The sequence below is a fragment of the Paraplanobispora takensis genome (genome assembly GCF_016863195.1).
In the GTDB taxonomy this organism is placed as follows: domain Bacteria; phylum Actinomycetota; class Actinomycetes; order Streptosporangiales; family Streptosporangiaceae; genus Planobispora; species Planobispora takensis.
The window spans coordinates 1-18,141 of record NZ_BOOK01000008.1 but is presented as its reverse complement, the minus strand read 5'-3'; the positions used below and the strand labels follow the sequence as shown (position 1 = coordinate 18,141).

The 18,141-nt window shown below is 71.0% G+C and carries 17 protein-coding genes and 1 pseudogene; 9 read left to right on the top strand and 9 right to left on the bottom strand.

Annotated features, from left to right (window positions below):
• Nucleotides 1–8 precede the first annotated feature (8 nt).
• Nucleotides 9–1,025, top strand: a complete 1,017-nt coding sequence (locus tag Pta02_RS06810) for an NAD(P)H-dependent flavin oxidoreductase (protein WP_203873836.1) — start codon at nt 9–11, stop codon at nt 1,023–1,025.
• A 242-nt stretch (nt 1,026–1,267) separates the two neighbouring features.
• A complete protein-coding gene (locus Pta02_RS06805; RefSeq protein ID WP_203873835.1) occupies nt 1,268–1,759 on the top strand; it encodes an RICIN domain-containing protein in 492 nt (163 codons plus the stop codon).
• 221 nt (nt 1,760–1,980) lie between these two features.
• Here the strand turns inward: Pta02_RS06805 and Pta02_RS06800 are convergent, their stop codons facing one another.
• From Pta02_RS06800 to Pta02_RS06785, 4 genes are all read right to left on the bottom strand, one after another.
• Nucleotides 1,981–2,823, bottom strand: a complete 843-nt coding sequence (locus Pta02_RS06800; protein WP_203873834.1) for a class I SAM-dependent methyltransferase — start codon at nt 2,821–2,823, stop codon at nt 1,981–1,983.
• 78 nt (nt 2,824–2,901) lie between these two features.
• Nucleotides 2,902–3,153: a TfoX/Sxy family protein gene (locus tag Pta02_RS06795; protein WP_203873833.1), complete on the bottom strand. Its 252-nt coding sequence runs from the start codon at nt 3,151–3,153 to the stop codon at nt 2,902–2,904.
• A gap of 37 nt (nt 3,154–3,190) precedes the next feature.
• A complete protein-coding gene (locus Pta02_RS06790; RefSeq protein ID WP_203873832.1) occupies nt 3,191–4,156 on the bottom strand; it encodes a serine hydrolase domain-containing protein in 966 nt (321 codons plus the stop codon).
• A gap of 762 nt (nt 4,157–4,918) precedes the next feature.
• The gene (locus Pta02_RS06785) at nt 4,919–5,530 is read right to left on the bottom strand and encodes an FMN-dependent NADH-azoreductase (RefSeq protein WP_203873831.1); all 612 of its coding nucleotides are present in this window, start codon (nt 5,528–5,530) and stop codon (nt 4,919–4,921) included.
• A gap of 123 nt (nt 5,531–5,653) precedes the next feature.
• On the opposite strand from Pta02_RS06785, the gene polX reads away from it, so the two are divergent.
• From polX to Pta02_RS06770, 3 genes are all read left to right on the top strand, one after another.
• On the top strand, nt 5,654–7,342 hold the full coding sequence (gene polX / locus Pta02_RS06780; protein WP_203873830.1) for a DNA polymerase/3'-5' exonuclease PolX: 1,689 nt from the start codon (nt 5,654–5,656) through the stop codon (nt 7,340–7,342).
• 78 nt (nt 7,343–7,420) lie between these two features.
• On the top strand, nt 7,421–8,641 hold the full coding sequence (locus Pta02_RS06775; RefSeq protein WP_203873829.1) for a sulfite oxidase: 1,221 nt from the start codon (nt 7,421–7,423) through the stop codon (nt 8,639–8,641).
• A gap of 233 nt (nt 8,642–8,874) precedes the next feature.
• The gene (locus Pta02_RS06770) at nt 8,875–10,386 is read left to right on the top strand and encodes a WS/DGAT/MGAT family O-acyltransferase (protein ID WP_203873828.1); all 1,512 of its coding nucleotides are present in this window, start codon (nt 8,875–8,877) and stop codon (nt 10,384–10,386) included.
• 79 nt (nt 10,387–10,465) lie between these two features.
• Here Pta02_RS06770 and Pta02_RS06765 read toward each other — a convergent pair whose 3' ends face one another.
• Nucleotides 10,466–11,518, bottom strand: coding sequence for an alpha/beta hydrolase (locus Pta02_RS06765; protein WP_203873827.1), 1,053 nt, complete (start codon nt 11,516–11,518; stop codon nt 10,466–10,468).
• Between the two features lie 102 nt (nt 11,519–11,620).
• Between Pta02_RS06765 and Pta02_RS06760 the strand changes: the two genes are divergently transcribed.
• On the top strand, nt 11,621–12,544 hold the full coding sequence (locus tag Pta02_RS06760; RefSeq protein ID WP_203873826.1) for an aldo/keto reductase: 924 nt from the start codon (nt 11,621–11,623) through the stop codon (nt 12,542–12,544).
• A 267-nt stretch (nt 12,545–12,811) separates the two neighbouring features.
• On the opposite strand, the gene Pta02_RS06755 is transcribed toward Pta02_RS06760, so the two are convergent.
• A complete protein-coding gene (locus Pta02_RS06755) occupies nt 12,812–13,438 on the bottom strand; it encodes a hypothetical protein (RefSeq protein WP_203873825.1) in 627 nt (208 codons plus the stop codon).
• Nucleotides 13,347–13,934 carry a SigE family RNA polymerase sigma factor gene (locus tag Pta02_RS06750; protein WP_203873824.1) on the bottom strand — a complete coding sequence of 196 codons (588 nt, stop codon included), beginning with the start codon at nt 13,932–13,934 and terminating at the stop codon, nt 13,347–13,349. The genes Pta02_RS06755 and Pta02_RS06750 overlap by 92 nt, the downstream gene beginning before the upstream one ends.
• 260 nt (nt 13,935–14,194) lie before the next feature.
• Between Pta02_RS06750 and Pta02_RS06745 the strand changes: the two are divergent.
• Both Pta02_RS06745 and Pta02_RS42275 read left to right on the top strand, forming a co-directional pair.
• Nucleotides 14,195–15,654, top strand: a pseudogene (locus Pta02_RS06745) (ISL3 family transposase).
• Nucleotides 15,655–15,692: 38 nt separating this feature from the next.
• A complete protein-coding gene (locus Pta02_RS42275; protein WP_373872348.1) occupies nt 15,693–15,896 on the top strand; it encodes a trypco2 family protein in 204 nt (67 codons plus the stop codon).
• Between the two features lie 187 nt (nt 15,897–16,083).
• Here the strand turns inward: Pta02_RS42275 and Pta02_RS06740 are convergent, their stop codons facing one another.
• Nucleotides 16,084–16,683: a hypothetical protein gene (locus Pta02_RS06740; RefSeq protein WP_203873823.1), complete on the bottom strand. Its 600-nt coding sequence runs from the start codon at nt 16,681–16,683 to the stop codon at nt 16,084–16,086.
• Nucleotides 16,684–17,075: 392 nt separating this feature from the next.
• On the bottom strand, nt 17,076–17,537 hold the full coding sequence (locus tag Pta02_RS06735) for a hypothetical protein (RefSeq protein ID WP_203873822.1): 462 nt from the start codon (nt 17,535–17,537) through the stop codon (nt 17,076–17,078).
• A gap of 350 nt (nt 17,538–17,887) precedes the next feature.
• Between Pta02_RS06735 and Pta02_RS06730 the strand changes: the two genes are divergently transcribed.
• On the top strand, nt 17,888–18,141 hold a 254-nt coding region (locus Pta02_RS06730; protein WP_203873821.1), incomplete at its 3' end, for a hypothetical protein.

Genomic DNA, 18,141 nt, shown 5'->3' with positions numbered 1-18,141 from the left:
ACGCCGTCATGTCCGTGCTGTCCACCAGACTCACCGCCAGGTACGCCAACCCGTACCCGTTCGCCTGCGCCGGAATGGCCTTCGTGGCTGAGACGCCCGAGTTCGCGGCGGCGGTCACCAACGCCGGCGGCATCGGCGCGATCGGAGCCGCGCTCATGTCCCCCGACCGGCTCCGGGAGGTCATCCGCGAGGTCGGGGACCGCACCGGAGGAAGGCCGTTCCACGTCAACCTCATCACCTTCTTCCCCACCGGGGAGCTGGTCGAGGTGTGCGCGGCCGAGCGCGTGCCGATCGTCTCCTTCCACTGGGGTCATCCGCCGGCGGACCAGGTGAAGCTGCTGCGCGAGGCCGGGGTGTCGGTCTGGGAGCAGGTCGGCTCCGCCGGCGCGGCCGGGATCGCCGTGGACGACGGGGCCGAGGTCGTCATCGCCCAGGGCTGGGAGGCCGGCGGGCACAACTACGGCGGCCTGCCGACCATGGTGAACGTGCCCGCCGTCGTGGACGCCGTGGGCGGGCGCGCGATGGTCCTGGCCGCGGGCGGGATCACGGATGGGCGGCAGGTCGCCGCCGCGCTGTGCCTGGGGGCGGACGGGGTGTGGGTCGGCACCCGGATGGTCGCCTCACGCGAGGCCCGCGTGCATCCCGAGCACCACCGGCGGCTGGTCGCCGCCACGGGCGACGGCTCCGTGCTCACCTCGATCTTCGGGCCGGAGTTTCCGCGGTTCAACCCGATGCGGCTGCAGCGCAACCGCGTGGTGGCCGAGTGGGGCGACCGGCCGGCGGAGATCCCGGCCGATCTCGGCTCCCTCGATCAGGTCGGCACCACGGTCGTCGGCGGGCGGGAGACGGCCATGCGCAAGTTCGGGCTGTTGCTGCCGGTCCCGGAGACGGAGGGCGACTGGGAGGAGATGCCCTGGCTGATGGGGCAGGGCGTCGGCCTGGTCCACGACATCAAGCCCGCGGCGGAGATCGTCGGGGAGATGATGGAGCAGGCCGAGCGGGTGCTGACCGGTTTCGCGGCTTGACCGGCCCCGGCTGCCTCCCGCCCGCCGCCGCACCCGCGGGTGGGCTGTTGAGGCAGCCGGGATCGGCGCGAGCCCCCATGCCTGACGCCGTAGAAGTCGATCACCGGCCGAGGTGAGAATCCGCGGCCTTCTCTGTGATGGAACGGCTTGGAACGCCCAGATCTAGAAGCCACGGAAGGGCGTGCAGCCGGTGATGGACCGCTCCATCACCGTGAACGCCGATCACTGAGAGAAGGAACCTCATGCGGAAGTCACTCATCGCGCTGTTGTCCGCGGCGGCGGTAACGACCGGCATCGGGCTGACGGCGGCGCCGGCGCAGGCCGAGAGCGAGATCGTCAAGCTGGTGAGCGTCCAGAACGGCAAGTGCCTCCAGCCGAAGACCCTTGCGGAGGGAGATGTGATCATCCAGCAGACCTGCAACGGGACCCATGCCCAGCAGTGGCTGATCGAGTACCTCCCCCGCAACAAGATGCACCTGAGGAACCGGGCCAGCGGTTACTGCATGGAGGTCCGCGACGGGGCCTACAACGGAGCCCGCGTCGACCAGTGGGGGTGCGCCAACATCAGCAACGAGAACTGGACCTTCGGCATCGGCAACAACCTCCTGGGGTCGAGGATCTCCGGCACCGCGAGCCACTGCGTCGCCACACCGGGCTCGCAGGACGGCCTGGTCGTGGAGCTGCGGTTCTGCAACGGCAACTCCTCGCAGCTCTGGAGCCGCCCCGCGGGCTGACATCCGGGCGCCCCTCTCACGGATGGGGAATTCAGTCGTGAGAGGGGCGGGCACTGCGGGGGCTGCGGCGGTGGCTGGAGGAGCATCCGGCGCACGTGGCGGAGGTACGGCAGGCGGGCGACCCGGACGATCCGCCCTCGATCTACGACCGCCACCATGTCGAGCCGGCCCCCGCGGGTTGACGCGACGCGCAGGGCGCCGGTCGCGCCGGGTGGCGGGTGTCAGGACAGGCGTACGCCGGGGGAGGTCGCGCGCAGGGAGTACAGGACGGGGAGATGGGAGTCGCCGAAGGGGAGGCGGTACAGGCCGTCCTCGTCCGGGGGGAGGATGCCGCGGGGGTCGAAGTCGGCGGCGATGTGCTCGCCCAGGTGCTTGACCGTCAGGCCGGCGCGCGCGACCGCGGTGACGATCTCGCCGAGCGAGTGGGGGTACTGGACCGTCTCCTGCTCCGGCGTCGCCAGATCGGGGTCGGCGTAGGTTCCGCTGACCGTCTCGCGCTGCGGCTCGCCGCCGCCGTACGGCCAGTCGACGACCAGCGGGTCGAGCGAGGCCACCGACTGGTAGGCCGGGTGCAGGTCCACCAGCACCAGGCTGCCCCCGGGCCGCAGCGCCATCGCCGCGCTCCGCGCCCACGCCGCGATGTCGGCGATCCAGCACAGGACGCCGTAGGTGGCGACCACCAGGTCGAAGCGGCCGGCCAGGCCGGAGGGCAGGCGCTGGGTGTCGGCCTCGACGAAGGCCGCGGTGAGCCCGGCCCGTCCGGCCAGCAGGCGCGCCCGCTCGATCGCCACCGGGGAGAAGTCGACGCCGGTGACGTGGGCGCCCAGGCGGGCCCAGCTCAGCGTGTCCATGCCGAAGTGGCACTGCAGGTGGAGCAGGTCCTTGCCGGTCACGTCGCCCGCCAGCTCGCGTTCGAGCGCGTAGAGCGTCTGGCGGCCGGCCAGGAACGACTCGACGTCGTAGAACCGGTCGGCGGCGGTGGAGCCGTGGAGGCGGGCCCGCTCGTCCCAGAGCGCGCGGTTCTGCGCGAGCCCGTCTTCCCCACCCGCTCCGCTCCCGGACATGCACCGATCATGGCACACCTGCGGCCGGAAGGCGCCGCGCTCCTCCGCCCGCTCCCCCGCCCGGCTCCCCCGCCCGGCTCACCCCTCGGCCAGCTCGGCGAGCAGCTCCTCCTTGCGCTCGGCGGGGATGAGACGCCAGTCGATGTCGGTGAGCGCGCCCTCCATCGCCCACAGGGCGTTCAGCGACAGTCCCGGGACGGCGGCGTCCTGCAGCCGCCGGTAGACCTCCACCGCACCCAGTTCGGCGAGCCCGCCGGCGTCGTGGACGCCCACCCGCCCCAGCCAGTCCTCGCTCTTGGCGCCCAGATTGCGGAGGTCTGTGAGTTTCACCCCGGCATTCTCCAACATCCCGGTACGGCGTCGCGCGTCAGGACTGGAGCCCCGCCAGGATCACCTCGTCGAGCACGACCGAGGCGGCCGGCTGGTCGGGCCGGTCGTACTGCCCCGCGGTGACGGCGACCACGAGATCCAGCGCGGGCGCGAGGTAGATGCGCTGGCCGCCGTTGCCGAACCCGGCCGCCCAGGTGTCGCCCACGTACCAGTGGTACCCGTAATGGGAGTCGTCGTCGATCCGCACGTGCGGGCGCAGCGCCGTCTCCAGCCAGGAGGCGGGCACGACGCCGCCGCCCCCGTCGAGCACGAGCCGGCCGATCGCGAGCATGTCGCGCGGGGTCAGCCGCAGCCCGGAGGCCGCCATGGCCACCCCGTCCGCGCCGGTGGACCATTCGAAGCGCTCGATCCCCAGCGGGGCGAACAGCCGGTCGCGGGCGTAGTCCTGCAGCGCCAGCCCCGTGCCCTTCTCGATGATCCGTCCCACCAGCGCCGAGGCGCCGCCGCAGTAGGACCTCCGCAGGCCGGGCTCCTCCACGACCGGCCGCTGCAGGATGTAGCGGAAGCGGTCGGGCGCCAGCTCCATCGCGATCTCGCTGTTGGCCGGGCTCGTGTAGGGGACGTCCTCGTTCCACTCCAGGCCGAGCGTCATGGTGAGCGCGTGCTCGACCGTCAGCCGGGCGCGCCGGGGGTCCTCGGCGAGGTCGGGATACTCCGGGAAACCGCGCAGCAGCGGCTCGCGCGGTTCGGGGACCCGGCCCTCGGCCAGGGCGATGCCGTACAGCAGGCCGACGACGCTCTTGGTGACCGAGCGGAGGTCGTGGAGGGTGTCGGGCGTGAAGCGCACGCGGCCGAGGGGCTCGTTCAGTCTGAAGTCCTCGCCCTCGCCGTAGTGTTCGAGGATCACCCGGCCGTGGCGGGCGGCGACGACGGCGTGCAGGTCGGGCGCCCGGCCCTGTTCGAGGGTCCGGGTCAGGCGGTCGGTGAGCGTCGCGGTGTCCATGATCCCTTTCTACGCCCTGCCACCGTGTCAGGGTCCAGCCGGCTGCGGAGAATCGCTCCGGCGTTTTCCATAAATCCGGAAAATCAGGAAAAGTGTGAAATTTTACGTGGCCGGAGTGCATTCCCCTCTGGTTCCGTTCCGGTGTGTCGTCATCGAAGGGGGTGGATCACATGACGATTCAGGAGCGGGCTCAGACCCTGATCGCCATGTCGGCCGGGGAGGCCGCGTCGTTGCAGGAGTGGTCGGAGATCGAGGGGGCGACCTTCGAGGCGCTCGCGAGCGCGTAAGCCGGTGACCAGGTCTATTATCGCGAAGACTGCCACGGCGGCCGATGAGGTGACGGTGGCCTGAGGGTGAGTGCGCGTCACCTGACGGCACGCCCTCGTTCCGCCGTCCGGCCCTCCGGCAGGAAGTCACCGCGCAGAATCACCGTACGGAAATCCAGTACGGGACCGGGCGCGGAAATCCGTCACGGGAATCCCCATCGGCCGCCCTTTTCGCGGGACGGCGCCATCCCCTGCATGGTGGTCATGACCCGCGCCGCCGACCGCGAGATGAACGAGCTCTCCCTCCATCTCGCGGCGGCCGGGATCCCCCTGGTGCGCGTCGACGGCGACCGGTGCCTGGGGCGGCACGCGGTCGAGAACCCGCCCGGACGGCTGCACAGGATCTTCCCCCGGCGGGCCGGCCGGGGGCCGGCACCGGTTCACCGACGGAGCGGTCATGATCGTCCACACCGGGCCCCCGGCCCGCCGGGGCGGCTCAGAACGCGGCGGCGACCTCGCGGGCGCGGGCCAGGGCCTTCTTGCGCTCCAGCTCGGCGTCGCCGGTCACCGTCGGGTGGTAGCGGATGTCGGTGATGTCGGTGATCCCGGCCCAGCGAAGCCAGCCGTCGAAGAACGGCGCCTGGAAGTCGGCGCCGAAGCCGGGCGGCAGGCCGGGGGCCCAGACCGCGCTGGTGTAGACGACGGCGGCCTTCTTGTCCTTCAGAAGCGGGATGTAGCCGGTCTCCGCATCGAAGCCGAAGACCATGCCGGGCTGGCTGACGACGTCGATGAACTGCTTCAGGACGTAGGGCACGCCCGAGTTCCACATCGGGACGCTGAACAGGTAGGCGTCGTAGGAGTCGAAGCGCTCGAACGTCCTGACCGCCGCGTCCCAGGCGTCCCCCTGGGGGGTCTGCCCGGCGAACAGGGCCATCTTGGCGGCCGCGGCCTCGGGGCCGAAGGCGGGCAGCGTGCCGTCCCACAGGTCGAAGCGGTCGATCTCGGCGCCGGGGTGGGTGCGCCGGTAGGCGGCGAGGAACTCCTCGGCGATCGCCAGCGACGCCGACTGGGGGCCCCGCGGCGAGGCGGAGATGTGCAGCAGTCTCATGGGTCCGTCCTCCCGAACAGTAATCGGACTGTAGTCCGTTTCTTCTCGAGAAGATACGGACCACAGTCCGCTTAGTCAAGGGGGAACCGGGGAAACGTCGGTGCGATCTTCTAGGCTGGGCCCATGGCGAGAGCGAATGACGATGTGGCCGCGGCCCTGGAGGAATACGCCGAGCTGTTCGCGATGACGGGCGGCGACGCGTTCCGGGTGCGCAGCTACCAGAAGGCGGCCAAGGCCATCGCGGGTTTCCCCGAGGACATCGCGGCCGTGCCCGTGCGCAGCGTGCCGGGGGTCGGCGAGGCGATCGCCAAGAAGGTCGAGGAATACCTCCATCGGGGCGGTTTCCGGCAGCTCGACGACCTGCGCGGCAAGGTCCCCGAGGGGGTGCGGAGGCTGACCCGGGTGCCCTCCCTGGGCCCGAAGAAGGCGGTCTTCCTCTATCAGGAGCTCGGCATCGACTCCCCCGAGGCCCTCACCGAGGCGATCAGGCAGGGCCGGCTCAAGGGGGTCAAGGGCTTCGGGGCCAAGACGGAGGAGAACCTGCTGCGCGGCGTCGAGCAGCTCGAACAGGCCGACACCCGGGTGCACACCGGCGTGGCGATGGACCTGGCCGAGCGGATCATCGCCTCGCTGGAGGGCGGGGCCGAGCGCATCGCCTACGCCGGGTCCCTGCGCCGGATGAAGGACACCGTCGGCGACATCGACATCCTCGCGGTCGGCCCCGAGAGCCTGATGGACGACTTCAAGGCGCAGCCGTACGTCGCGGAGGTCATCGCCTCGGGCGAGAAGAAGACCTCGATCCGCACCCCGCAGGGCCTGCAGGTGGACCTGCGGCTGATCCCGGCCGAGTCGTGGGGCGCCGGCCTGCAGTACTTCACCGGATCCCAGGCGCACAACGTGCACCTGCGCGAGATCGTCGTCAAGAAGGGCTGGAAGCTCTCCGAGTACGGCCTGTTCGACGGCGACCGGCTGATCGCCGCCGAGTCGGAGGAGGACGTCTACCGGGCCCTCGGCATGGAGTGGATCCCCCCGGCCCTGCGCGAGGACGGCGGGGAGATCCCCGCCGCGCTGAAGGGCGCGCTGCCCGAGCTGGTCACCCTGCAGGACCTCAAGGGCGACCTGCACACCCACACCGACCTGACCGACGGCATCGCCTCGCTGGAGGAGATGGTCGCCGCCGCCCGCGCGCTCGGCCACTCCTACTACGCGGTGACCGACCACGCCCCCGATCTGGCCATGCACCGGATGACGCTGGAGAAAATGCTGGAGCAGCGCGAGCGGATCCGCGAGCTGCAGGGTAGATATCCGGACATGCGGATCCTGCACGGAGCCGAGCTCAACATCGGGCCCGACGGCTCGGTCGACTGGCCCGCCGAGATCCTGGCGGGCTTCGACGTCTGCGTGGCCAGCGTGCACTCGCACTTCACCCAGTCCCGCGAGGAGATGACCCGGCGCTTCGTCACCGCGTGCGAGAACCCGCACGTCCACGTCATCGGCCACCCCACGACCCGGCTGATCGGCCGGCGCCCCCCGGTGGACGCCGACTGGGAGGAGGTCTTCCGCGCCGCCGCCCGCACCGGCACCGCGATGGAGATCGACTCCTTCCCCGACCGCTCCGACCTGCCCGCCGACCTCGTACGGCTGGCGCGCCACCACGGCGTGAAGTTCTCCATCGACAGCGACGCCCACGCGGTCCCCCACCTGGAGAACCGGCGCTTCGGGGTCGGCGTCGCCCAGCGCGCCTGGCTGACCGCGGACGACGTGATCAACGCCTGGCCGCTCGACCGGCTGCTGGACTTCCTCGGCGGTTAGGAGGCGGTTCCCTCCCCCTCCTCCGGATTACATGGTTTCCTGGTAGGAAATGAATGACAATGGAAGGGGAGGTGCCACATGGCCTACGACGACCTGATCCGCCGGACCACCCGGGCAGGCACGGCGACCCCGGACCGGGCGGCCGCCACGGGCGTGCCCGCCGATCCGGCCCGGACGTCCCCGCCGGACGGGACGGCCTCCGGAGGGAGGGCGCCCGTCCACGGGATCGTCAAGCCGCTGCCGCCGGAGCTGTTCGTCGTGCACGACACCAACGCCGAGATGCGCTGGGAGGCCATGCGCGGCATCGGCTACCACGTGCCGGCCGACCGCTTCTTCGTGCGCAACCACACCGTCACCCCGATCATCGACGTGACGGCCTGGCGGCTGCTCCTGCACGGCTCCGGGCTGCGGGCCCCGCGTGCCTTCGACTACCGCGAACTGCTCTCGATGCCGGCGGTGACGCGTGATGTGGCCATCGAGTGCGCGGGCAACGGCCGCAGCCTCTTCACCACCCAGCAGCGCCAGGAGGTCTGCGGCACTCCGTGGCGGCTGGGCGGCATCGGGGTGGCCCGCTGGCGCGGGGTGCCGCTGGCCGCGGTGCTGGAGCGGGCCGGACTCCGGCCCGGCGCCGTCGACGTGATGGCCACCGGGCTCGACCCCGCCTACGTCGCCGAGGGCGTCGACCACGGGCGGGTACGGCGGGCGATCCCGATCGCCAAGGCGCTCGACGACGTGATCCTCGCCTACGAGATGAACGGCCACCCGCTCCCGCCCGACCACGGATACCCGGTCCGGCTGATCGTCCCGTCGTGGATCGGCCTGGCCTCGATCAAGTGGGTGGGCGACATCGAGGTCTCCGCCTCGCCGCTGACCTCCCCGTGGAGCACCGAGTTCTACCGGATGTTCGGCGGCGACCACCCTGCGCGGGGCAGCGAACCGCTGACCGTCCGGGACCTCCGCAGCGCCTTCGAGCTCCCCTGGGGGGCCGCGCTGGCCGCCGGTCGCCCGCACGTGCTGCACGGCCGGTCCTGGTCGGGCGGGGGCCGGATCACGGGGGTCGAGGTGAGCCTCGACGGCGGCCTCACCTGGCAGCGGGCCCTGCTGCACGGGGCGGACGTCGCCGCGGCATGGAGACGCTGGCACATCACCTGGAACCCGCGGGCGACCGGTCCGCACACCCTGCTGGCCCGGGCCGCCGACGCGGCCGGAACGGTCCAGGACGAACGCACACCGTACAACGAACTGGGTTATCTCTTCGGTGCGGTCGCGCACCATCCCGTGACGGTGATAAACGCATGACTGACAGGTCTGCCACACACGAATATCACCTTCCCGGATCGCCGATAATGTTTTCGCTGTACGGCGCGCATGTCCGTTGATCAGGCAAGACGTGTTACCACAATCGGCGTTCCGATCCGCTGATTTCATCTGAAATACTCCTGCGGTCGCACCGGTGAAACGTAGGGGAAACGAACCGGCGCGATGATTGCCGTCATCCGTTGCCGCCTTATTCACCCCGGAGGTCCGAGACGATGCGCCAGCTGACCTCGCTCGACGCGCAGTTCCTGCACACGGAATCGGCCACCACCTCCGCCCACGTCGCCGGCGTCGCGGTCCTGGACCCGGCCGGCTCCCCGACGGGCACGGTCACGAGGCAGGCGCTGGTCGCGCTGCTGCGCGACCGGCTGCACCTGATCCCGGCGCTGAGCCTGCGCCTGGCCGACGTGCCCTTCGGCCTCGACCGCCCGTACTGGACCGAGGACGAGTCCTTCGACGTCGCCGGCCATGTGCACGAGACCACCCTGCCGATGCCGGGCGACGAGTCCCAGCTCGCCGACGCGGTCGCCCGGCTCCACGAGCGGCGCCTGGACCGCGGCCGCCCGCTGTGGGAGATGCACCTGATCCACGGCCTCACCGGCGGCAGGATCGCCCTGTACGCCAAGGTCCACCACTGCGCCGTCGACGGGATCTCCGGCGCGGAGACCCTGGCCGCGCTGCTGGACCTCACCCCCGAGATCCGCGCGGTCGATCCGCCCGCCGAGCGCGCGCCGACCTCCGCCCCCGGGACGATCACGATGCTCGCCGGGGCGCTCGCCCGCTCGGCGACCCACCCGGTGCGCGTGCTGCGCTCCCTGGGCCGGGCCGCGGCCGACCTCGACGTGATCCCGGTCGCCGCCACCCTGCCCGGCGCCAAACTGGTGGCCGCCGCGACCCGCAGGCTCTTCGGGCGCGCCGGGAACCTGCCCGAACCGCCCTCGCTGTCGGCCCCGCGCACCCCGTTCAACGGCCCGATCACCGCCGAGCGGCGCTTCTCCTACGGCTCGGTCCCGCTGGCCGACGTCAAGCGGGTGGCCAGGGCCTTCGAGATCAGCGTCAACGACGTGGTCATGGCCCTGTGCGCCTCGGCCCTGCGCTCCTGGCTGCGCGAGCACGACGCGCTGCCGGACCGGCCGCTGATCGCCGCGGTCCCGGTGGCGGTCCGCACGGCCAGCGCCCGGGAGACGGTGGGCAACCAGCTGTCGGCCATGCTCGCCCCGATGCCCACCGACCTCGACTGCCCCCGCGAGCGCCTGCTGGCCGTGGGCGCGGCGATGCGCGCCGCCAAGCGCCGCTTCGCCCGCTCCCCGACGAACTGGCCGGACGAGCTGTCCTCGATGGTGCCGGCGACGGTGACGGCGCTGGCCACACCCGTGGTCTTCCGGCTGGCCTCGATGGCGGCGCCCCCGGTCAACCTGATCGTCTCCAACGTGCCGGGGCCGCAGTTCCCGCTGTACCTGTGCGGGGCCCGGATGACGGCCTACTACCCGATGTCGGTGCTCACCGACGTGAGCGGCGGGGTCAACATCACCTGCTTCTCCTACGACGGCTCGCTCGACTTCGGCCTCGTCACCTGCCCGGAGCGGGTGGAGGACGCCTGGCGGCTGATGGGGCACATCCAGGAGGCGATGGACGAGCTGGTGCAGCTGGCCGACGCGCAGGGCTCCCCCGGTGAGACCCGGCTCGCGCCCGCCTCCCGCCCGGCCGGGCAGCCGGTCCCCGCCTGACCGCGGACGACCGGTCCCGGCCCGGGCGAGGGGCGGGCCGGGGCCGGCGCGGCGGCGATCCCCGCCGGCGATCCCCGGCTCAGCCGGTCTTCACGCCGACGGACTCCAGGAGCATGGGCAGCGCCCGGCGCAGCTCCCTGTTCCAGTAGGTCATGTTGTGGCGGCCGCGGTAGAAGTGCGTCTCCACCGGGACGCCGAGCTCCCGCAGGCGCCCGGCGAAGGCGGTGGCCGCCTTGTGGGCGAGTTCCTCGGTGATGTCGCCGAAGAGCTCGCCCTCCCCCTTGCGCCCGTCGCCCGCGGCCACGTAGAGGCCGACCCCGCGCAGCTCGGCGGCCTGATGGTAGGGGTTGTGCTGCTCCCAGACCTCGCGGTCGCCGCGCGGGTCGCCCCAGATGCGCTTCCAGTCGGTGCCGAAGCACCCCGCGGTGGTGCCGAGCATCACGGCGATGTCCACCCCGGGCATCAGGGTGTGCACGGCCCCGCTGAAGGAGGCGGCGGCCTTGAACCGCCCGCTCGCGGCGTACAGCATCGCGCCCTGGCCGCCCATGGAGTATCCGGCGATCGCCCGCTCCCCGTTCGCCGCGTAGCGGCTCTCCAGCAGGGGCAGCAGTTCCTTGAGGTGGTAGGTCGCCCAGCGGGGCGGGCCGCCGTCGCCGCCGTTGTACCAGTCGGAGTAGCTGCCGCACCTGCCCCCGTCGGGCATCACCACGATGACCTGCGCGTCCTCGGTGAGCCGCTCGACGTCCGACCTCGACCACGCCCGATAGTCGTCCAGGCCGCCGTGGAGCAGCCACAGCGACGGCCAGGTCCGCCCGGCCTCGCGGGACCAGCCCCGGGGCAGCAGCAGCCGGACCTTGGTGACGTCGGCCAGGGCGGTGGAGCGCAGGGTCAGCTCCATGCGGCGCTCGCCCAGTCTCCGCTCCCCGACCACCTCGATGCCCTCGGGGTCCTCGGGGGCCGGGCTCCGGTCCGGCCGCTCGGAGGTGGCGGAGGCGGAGGGGGGATCGGGCTCGGCGACCGGCCGGCGCTGGTTGGTGATCAGCGCGATCGTGGCGGCCACCACCAGGACGAACAGCCCGACCACGACCACGGCGCCGACGAGGAATCCGCGCAGCCGCGAACCGGGTGCCATGCGAGCCTCCGACCGTCTTATCGACGCGGAAAATAATAACGTCCGGTCGATCTCGGAGACTGCCCCGAAAGTGAGCGACTACTCGGCAATAGAGTGGCGACCATGAGCTTTTCTGAGCTGAACCTCTTCCCGCTCTGCCTCGGCGGCAACGTCTTCGGCTGGACCGCCGACCGGGAGGCCTCCTTCGCCGTCCTGGACGCCTACGTCGAGGCGGGCGGCAACTTCATCGACACCGCCGACGTCTACTCCCGCTGGGTTCCCGGGCACTCCGGCGGCGAGTCGGAGACGATCATCGGCGAGTGGACGGCCTCGCGCCGCAACCGCGACCGGATCGTGCTCGCGACCAAGGTGGGCATGCTGGACAGCCGTCCGGGGCTGTCGGAGGCGAACATCCGGGCTGCCGTGGAGGACTCCCTCCGCCGTCTGCAGACCGACTACATCGACCTGTACTGGGCTCACCTCGACGACGAGGAGACCCCGCTGGAGGAGACCCTCGCCACGTTCGACGCGCTGATCCGCGAGGGCAAGATCCGCAACATCGGCGCCTCCAACTACGAGGCCGACCGGCTGGCCGAGGCGCTGGCCGTCTCCGAGCGGGAGGGTCTGGCCCGCTACGGGGTGGTGCAGCAGCAGTACAACCTGGTCGAGCGCGGCTACGAGGGCGCTCTGCGGGAGGTGGTGGCCGGTGCCGGGCTGACCAGCACGCCGTACTACGGGCTGGCCCGCGGCTTCCTGACCGGCAAGTACCGGTCCGGGGTGCAGGTCGACAGCCCGCGCGCCGGCAAGGCCTCGGAGTACCTCGCCACCGAGCGCGGGCCCCGCGTCCTGGAGGCCCTGGACAAGGTGGCCGTCGCCCACGACACCGTCCCGGCGACGATCGCGCTCGCCTGGCTGGCCGCCCAGCCCACCGTGGCCGCGCCGATCGCCAGCGCCCGCGACGTCGAGCAGCTCCGCCCGCTGCTCGCGGCCACCGAGGTGACCCTGGGCGAGGACGAGCTCGCGCTGCTGGACGACGCCTCCCGCTGACCTCGCCCACGCGAGGGGTGCGGCGGCGAAAGGGCCCGGCGGAGGCTTCCGGGGCGAGGCTCCGGCGGAGGCTTCCGGGGCGAGGCTCCGGCGTAAAGTCCCGGCGTAAGGTCCCGGCCGCACCGCGGCCGGGACCGGCGACCGGGAGGCACCGGCCTGTCGCGGCTCCGGCGGCTGCCTGATGCCGTCAGCCGCTGCCGCATCCCAGCGGTCCGAACGCGATGTCCTTCTCCTGCTCCAGCACCTTCCCGTCGGCCCCGTACGCCGTCACCGTGACGGGCGGCGATTCCAGGGTCGCGGCCTCCGCGTTCTCAGGGTCCGCGGAGTCGCGCACCGGCCTGCCGATGATCCGTGCGATAAGAACCCGTTGGCGATCCGCGCCGACGTGCGTCGCCCGCCCACCCAGTCGACCTCCACCCGCCGCACGGCGTCGCCGGCCCGCCCGGCGACGACCCGGTACACGTCGTCCTTCTGCAACCGCTGCTCGCCGACGGTGTACGAATGCGTGTGGCCGGTGTACGCGTCCGGCTGCAGATCACCGGAGAGCCCGGCCAGGTTCCCGGACGGCTTGAACCCCCAGTGGGTGAAGACCGCACGCTCGGCCATGTCCTTCTGATCGGTCGGCGTACAGAGCACGAAACCGGCCTCGCTGCCCACCGGGGCAGTGCTCCCGCCCTCGTCCCGGTATTCCGCCAGCACCCGGAAGCCCTCAGCCGCCCCGTGCTCGGCGATCCGCCAGTCGCCGTCCATGCTGTGCACCGGCCCGCCCCGGGGCATGCACTCGCGTACGAGCCGCAGCTGCTCAGGGGTGTTGCCCGGCAGGACCGCCACACCGGCCGCGGTGTCCGGGCCGGAGATGCCCGGGGAGGACAGGACCACCGTCGCGACCACCATGGCGGTGACCGCGGCCGCCGTCACCGCCGTGAGCCCGGCGGCCGACGGCTTGATGGGTCTGGCTGCGTACGGTGCCCACCGAGCAGCCCATGATCTTGGCGACCTCGGACTCCGGGAGGTCTTCGTAGTAGCGCAGCACCAGCACCGCCCGTTTGCGCGCGGGCGGGATCCGTAACGCCTCGGCCAGGATGATGCGGGCCTCCACCTCGCCGGTGCGGTCGGCCACGCCGTGATCGGGAGGCGCTTCGAGCACGCGTTCACGGCCCCAGCGCGGGCTGCGCCACCGCCCGACCTGTTCGTGGTACATGACCCGGCGCACGTATGCCTCCGGGTTGTCCCGGATGCGCCGCCAGTGGGCGACCGTCTTGGTCAGCGCCGTCTGCAACAGGTCCTCGGCGGCGTGCTGGTCGTTGGTCAGGACATAGGCGAGCCTGATCAAGCTGTCGGATCGCCTGGCGACGAACTCGGTGAAGTCGCGCTGATGGTCGGGGTGCAAGGGCTCTCCTCGTATCTCGCACCATTAGACGGAGGAGAGCCGGCGGATCCATGGTGCGCGCCGACCGGCTCCGTACACGGACCCTTGGAGCCTGTCTTCAAAGCGGTAGATCACAGCCGGAGCAGCGGTGCCCGGCCGCTTATCGGCCATCGCGGCCGAGCGCCTCCGCCTTCTGCCAGACCGACATGGGGGTCTGTCCAATGAAGGCCCTGTCTCACATTCGGTGGTGACGGAAAGTCGCGAGGCTCGTTGACCTTCCTGTGAAGGATGTCAACGAGCTTGCGCAGCTAGTGTTCTCGGGTCTGTCCCCACTGGTCATAGAGGATGTGGCCGCCGAGAGCGAGCAGGTCGTGGTGCGGGCGAGGACTCCGCAGCAGGAGGCGCTCTGTCCGGCGTGCGGGGGATCGTCGCGGCGGGTGCACGGCTATCAGCTGCGGACGGTGATGGATGTGCCGGTCGATGGGCGGCGGGTGGTGGTCCGCGTGCGGGTACGGCGTCTGAGGTGCCCGACGCGAGGTTGCCGCCACACCTTCCGCGAGCAGGTGCCCGGGGTGCTGGAGCGCTATCAGCGCCGCACCGCCCGCCTGACCAAGCAGGTCCAGGCCGTGGTCCACGAGTTAGCGGGCCGGGCGGGATCGCGTTTGCTGGCGATACTCGCGGTGAGCCTGTCGCGGCACACGGCCCTGCGCACCCTCCTACGGATCCCGTTACCCACCGGGCCGAGACCCACGAGCGGATCGACGTGCTGCCCGACCGGACCGCCGACACCCTGCAGGCATGGCTGCGTGATCATCCCGGCATCCAGATCATCTGCCGCGACGGCTCCGCGACCTACGCCGAGGCCATCCACCGCGCTCTTCCCGACGCCGTGCAGGTCGCCGACCGATGGCACCTGTGGCACAACCTGTGCGAAGCCGCGCTCAGCGAGGTGAAGGCGCACAGCAGCTGCTGGGCCGGCGTCCTGGATGCACCCATCTACGACGGGCCCCGCGCGCAGACCACCTTGGAGCGCTGGCACCAGGTCCACGGCCTCCTCGATCAGGGCGTCGGTCTACTCGAATGCGCCCGCCGCCTCCAGCTGGCCCTCAATACCGTCAAACGCTACGCCCGCGCCGACCGGCCCGAGCGGATGCTCCGCGTCCCCAAATACCGCGCCGGCCTCGTCGACCCCTACCGCGAACACCTGCGCAAGCGCCGAGCCGAGAACCCCGCCGTCCCCGTCAAGCACCTCTTCGAAGAGATCAAGGACCTCGGCTTCACCGGCTGCCTCAATCTCCTGCACAAGTACATCAACCAAGGCCGCGCGGACGCCGACCGCCCTCACATCTCCCCGCGCAGGCTCGCCCGCATGATCCTCACCCGGCCCGACAACCTCAAGAGCGAACATCACGACCTCCTGGCCCGGCTCACCGCCGCCTGCCCAGAAATGACTGAACTGGCCGTCAACATCAGGGACTTCGCCACGCTACTCACACCTCGCCAAGGCAATGCCGACAGGCTCTCGGCCTGGATCGTCCAGGTCCGCGCAACCGGACTGCCTCATCTGCACGCCTTCACCCGGGGCCTGGACCGAGATCGCGCCGCCGTCATCGCCGCGCTCACCCTGCCCTACAGCAACGGCCCCACCGAGGGCGTCAACACCAAGACCAAACGGATTGCCCGCCAGATGCATGGACGAGCAGGCTTCACCCTCCTTCGCCATCGCATCCTCCTCGGATAGCTGCACACTCCGTCACCACCGAATGTGAGACAGGGCCGTTGTTTGTACAGTCCCTCTCCCGGGAAAATGGAGGTGAGGGCAAGCTGAGCCTGGGCGTGGTGGAGGTAGGCGCAGGCCGCAAGAGCACCCATAGCGACACCCACCGGATCATGTTCACCCTGCAGCCGTTCTCCACCACGACCGGCAAGCCTCCGACGATCAACGACCGTCTCCCGGCACCGCCACCGCGCCCGACAGAGTAAGAGCTCCTAACAGATGATCTCTGCTGTGCTTTGATCTCTCGCTGTAGCGGCGGCGAGAGATCAAAGCAGACAGTGGCCCTTGAGCAGCAACCGAGCGGCCAGCGACGTCACCGAGCCGTCGAGGGTCGGGCGGGCCGCGACGGCTAGCTCCGCCCCTCCCGGAGCGGGCGAGGGCGGACACAGCCAATTAGGCGCGGGGGCGGGAGCGGAGGTAGCCGGGCAGGTGGCTGTCGCAGCATGCCCAGCGGGTGCCGGACTTGTCGGTGACGATGTACTTGGCCGCATCGGTGCACGGATTGGTGCGGCTGCCGCCCCAGGTGCACCTCCTCTGGCTGGCGGTGCCCTCGGGGAAGAGCTCGGGGTGGTGGTCGCTGACATCGGCGGCGGCCGGGCGCAGGCCGGTGCGGTCGCCGACCTGGAGGATCTCTTCGGCGCCGAAGGCCCGGCTGACTCCCGAGGGGGTGAGCCCGGCGGCCTGGCCGAGGGCCTCCAGGGTGTGCGGGCGCGGGGTGGTGTAGATGCGTCCGTAGGCCAGCAGCAGCCGGATCTTCTCGTCGGCGTCCTTCTTGATCGCGACCAGGTTTCCCAGGGTGTTCAGCAGCGGGTCGAAGTCCGGGCCGCTGCCCTCCTCGGCCGCGGCCAGCTGCGCAAGAAAGGCGGCGCGGGCCTCTTCGGTGCCGGCGCGTGCGGCGTCCCGCTCGGCAGGCGGTGTCTGGTCCTCTTCGGGGAAGGCCGGTTCCGGATAGCAGATGGCGGCCAGGTCGTTCAGCAGGTGTCGCGTGCTCATGTTTGAAGGATGCGCCAAATTTTGACTGAGTACAAGAGATTTGCTGGAAGTAATCTTCTTTGCTCTGGCTCAAGCGACGCCTTCTGGATCATGTACGGGGCAAGGGACGGCTATCTCGCACCTCAGCCCCCGACCCGGCTGGCGGGCAGGGCTCTGTATCCAGGCGCCGTGTGGCAGGCGGGCACGCTACCTCTGGCGCCTCACCGCCACTCGGTCCAGGGCGGGGCCGCTGGCTTGGCCGAGTCGCGCCGCAGGGTGGTGCCTGACCTCCCTGCCCTCAATTCCGCGCGCAACAACAGGTGTCCGTTCCGGACGAAGGCTGCCAGTGATGAGTACAACGAGCGGGGGATCGGCAGGGTGGAACAGGCACGACGGCAGGGTCTCGTCCGGGCTTAGTTTGCCGTTTCGGTGGGTGGGGGCGCGAGCACCATCGGCCATAGTCCGGAGGCGATCGCGTCATCGGGCGTGTGGCCCGGGTCCGCGGTGAACACCAGGGTCTCGGGAGCCGCTTGTGCGTACACCCGCCGGTCCACCACAGCCTCGGCACGCAGCACCAGGAGCGCGTCCGGGTCGATGGCCGAGCGGCTGGGGAACGCCGCGACCTCCACACCGACCTTGTGCAGTCCAATCGGGTACACCACGACGTCGACCACCAGGCGGGTGCCCTCAAGGACACGCTCGGCCCAGCCGTCGGTTTGCAGCAGGTACAACCCGCCCTCCCACTCATGGCAGTACATGCCCAGCCGGTCCAGGGCGCGCTCGCCGGGTAGGCCGTCGCGGTCGATGACGAGCGCCACGACGGGCACGTCCGGGTCACCGGGGCCGATGCCGGAACAAAGGTGGAGCTGGACCACGAACGACCTCCTGCGGTGGGAGCGCGGGGCGCCAGTAGATGGCAGCCCGGTGCCGGGAGCGCGAAAGCCGCCAGGTTGGCAGGGTGCATCCGGAAGTAGGCAGCCGGGCTGGCAGCCTACTTCCGGAATCGGCGATGTCTGCCCCCCGCCGTGATCCATGCCTCAGTTTGAGGCTGCCGCGCACCACGGTGCCGGTGGTGTGGGGTACTGCGCGAGGTGGAGAGGGGCTCCCCCATCAGCAGCAGCAATAGATCAACCATGTGCGGTATGTCCCTGCTTGCTGATGTTGATCTAGCTTTGTGGTGTTTCTCCGGGCCTGTTGTACCCCGTGAGCCTCCCAAGGAGCCGACATGCGCGGTGGTTGGTCATGGTTGCCTCTGTCGCGCCGGAGCCTGGCGATCGCGCTGGGGGTGTGCCTGCTGTCGATTCCTGTCGTCGGCCAACGCAGTCATGCCGAAGCCCAGAGGCAGGCGCCGTCCCAAGCGCTGGCTGCCGGTCAGTCGGTGAGTTTGGCGCCGGTGGCTGATACGTTCATCTACTCCCTGCAGCCGGCCACCAACTACGCCGCCAGCACCGCGGTGGAGACCGGCACCTGGAGCGGCGC